2 protein-coding genes are annotated in these 2,772 nt (G+C 68.4%); both read left to right on the top strand.

Annotated features, from left to right (window positions below; translation table 11 throughout):
- The coding region (locus I73_RS05070) for an AMP nucleosidase (RefSeq protein WP_022979621.1) at positions 1-1,449 on the top strand (1,449 nt) is incomplete at its 5' end.
- 281 nt (positions 1,450-1,730) lie between these two features.
- The coding region (locus I73_RS26030) for a TonB-dependent receptor plug domain-containing protein (RefSeq protein ID WP_022979622.1) at positions 1,731-2,772 on the top strand (1,042 nt) is incomplete at its 3' end.

Genomic DNA, 2,772 nt, shown 5'->3' on the forward strand with positions numbered 1-2,772 from the left:
CCCCCGGAACAGTTCACCGACGCNGACGCGGCCCTGGCCCGCGTGTTCGAGCTCTACAACGCCCAGGTGCAGCACCTGCGGCAGAAGCTGCGCGACTACGTGGCCGGGCAGGACCTGGGCGGCCGGGTGCGGGCCTGGTACCCCAGCGTGCGGGTGCAGGTGGAGACGGCCCCGCGCCACGACACGCGGCTGAGCTACGGCTTCGTGGCCGGCCCCGGCCAGTACGAAACCACCCTCACCCGGCCCGACCTGTTCGGTCACTACTACCGGGAACAGTTCGCCCTGCTGCTGAAGAACCACGGCATCGGGCTGGAGGTGGGGTTGGGCCGGCAACCGATCCCGGTGCATTTCTCGCTGGCCGACGATGAGCATGTGGAAGGCCACCTGAGCAGCGAACGCCGCCGGCGCCTGTCCGAGCACTTCGACCTGCCGGACCTGGCCGCCATGGACGATGGCATTGCCAATGGCACCTACGAACCCGGCCCGCGCGAGCCGCAGCCGCTGGCCCTGTTCACCGCGCCGCGGATGGATTACTCGCTGCACCGGCTGCGCCACTACACCGGCACCGCCCCCGAGCACTTCCAGAACTTCGTGCTGTTCACGAACTACCAGTTCTACATCGACGAGTTCATCCGCCTGGGCCGGCAGCTGATGCAAAGCCCCGAGAGCGAATACACCGCCTTCGTCGAGCCGGGCAATGTGGTGACGCCCCGGGTCGACCGGGCGGCCCAGGCCAGCGGCTCGCCCCCGCCCCGTCTGCCGCAGATGCCGGCCTACCACCTGGTGCGCGAGGACGGCTGCGGCATCACCATGGTCAACATCGGCGTCGGCCCCTCCAATGCCAAGACGGCCAGCGACCACATCGCCGTGCTGCGGCCCCACGCCTGGCTGATGCTGGGCCACTGCGCCGGCCTGCGCAACACCCAGCAGCTGGGCGACTACGTGCTGGCCCACGGCTATGTGCGCGAGGACCATGTGCTGGACGAGGAACTGCCGCTGTGGGTCCCCATCCCGGCCCTGGCCGAGGTGCAGCTGGCGCTCGAACAGGCGGTGGCCGAGATCACCCAACTGTCGGGCTACGAGCTGAAGAAGGTGCTGCGCACCGGCACCGTCGCCACCACCGACAACCGCAACTGGGAACTGCTGCCGCATCCGGGTCCCGAACGCCGCTTCAGCCAGAGCCGCGCGGTGGCGCTGGACATGGAAAGCGCCACCATCGCGGCCAATGGCTTCCGCTTCCGGGTGCCCTACGGCACGCTGCTGTGCGTGTCCGACAAGCCGCTGCACGGCGAGATCAAGCTGCCCGGCATGGCCAACCATTTCTACCGCGAGCGGGTGGACCAGCATCTGCGCATCGGCATCCGCGCGCTCGAACTGCTGCGCGCCGGTGGTGCGGGCCCCCTCCACAGCCGCAAGCTGCGCAGCTTCGCCGAAGTCGCCTTCCAGTAAGGCCTGGCACCTGTCAGGCCACCCGTCCCCCGGGCCAGCCCCACCTGCCGGCCCGGGGGTGGGGCTGGCGCATCCTCCTTCTCTTCACGCCAACAAGCCCGGGTTTGCGTTTACTTTTTATTGCGAACCCTTCTCATTTGCATTAATATTTGTCAAACGGGCCTGGTCACTGCCGGGCCCGTCACGTTCAGGCCCCCGAAGCAGGACATGCCAGCCACCGCCAGCCGCTGGCTTCGAGGACGCCGAGATGGTTCCCACACCACCTTTGTCCATCACCAAGCATGTCCACCCACATCCGCAGCCGGCGACTGACGCCGACCCGCAGCCCCTTTGTCGCCACCTCCGCGCCCGCCTTGGGCGCCGCCCTGCTGAGCCTGCCGCTGGCCCTGCATGCGCAGACCGCCCCGACGCAGGACACCCCCACCCTGCCCACCGTCAGCGTCACCGGCGCCGCCGAGGGCTACAAGGCTGACACCAGCGCCTCGCCCAAGTTGACCCAGCCGCTGCTGGACACGCCCAAGTCGGTGCAAATCATCACCAAGGACCTGATGCAGGCCCAGGGCGCCACCACCCTGACCGAGGCTTTGCGCAACACCCCGGGCATCACGCTGCAGCTCGGTGAGAACGGCAGCACCTCGGCCGGCGACACCTTCCAGATGCGCGGCTTCTCGACCCAGACCTCGACCTTCGTCGACGGCATCCGCGACCTGGGCGCCATCACCCGTGACGTGTTCAACCTGGATCAGGTGGAAGTGGTCAAAGGCCCCTCCGGTGCCGACATCGGCCGCGGCGCGGCGGGCGGCTACATCAACCTGATCAGCAAGCTGCCCGAGCGCGGCGAGCGCAACGACGCCACGCTGACCGTGGGCACCGCCGACACGAAGCGCGCCACGGCCGACATCGGCCGGGGCTTTGGCGAAACCTCGGCCTGGCGCCTCAACGTGATGACGCAGGACAGCGGCGTGGCCGGCCGCGATGAAGTGAAGAACAAGGGCTGGGCCATCGCCCCCAGCGTGGCCTTCGGCCTGAACACGCCCACGCGCCTGTACCTGTATTCGCAGCACGTGCACCAGGACAACGTGCCCGACGGCGGCATCCCCACCATCGGCATGAAGGGCTTCTACAACGCCAACAGCGCCCTCGATGCCGGCGCCAAGGTGGACACCCACAACTTCTACGGCAGCAAGAACGACCACGAGAAGGTCGACGCCGACATGTTCACCGTGAAGCTGGAGCATGACCTGGCCCCCGGCACCACGGTGCGCAATGTCACCCGCTACGGCCAGACCCACATGGACCGCGTGCTGACCGGCGTGAACGGCC

It is taken from the genome of Ideonella sp. B508-1, assembly GCF_000333615.1.
Taxonomy (GTDB): domain Bacteria; phylum Pseudomonadota; class Gammaproteobacteria; order Burkholderiales; family Burkholderiaceae_C; genus Ideonella.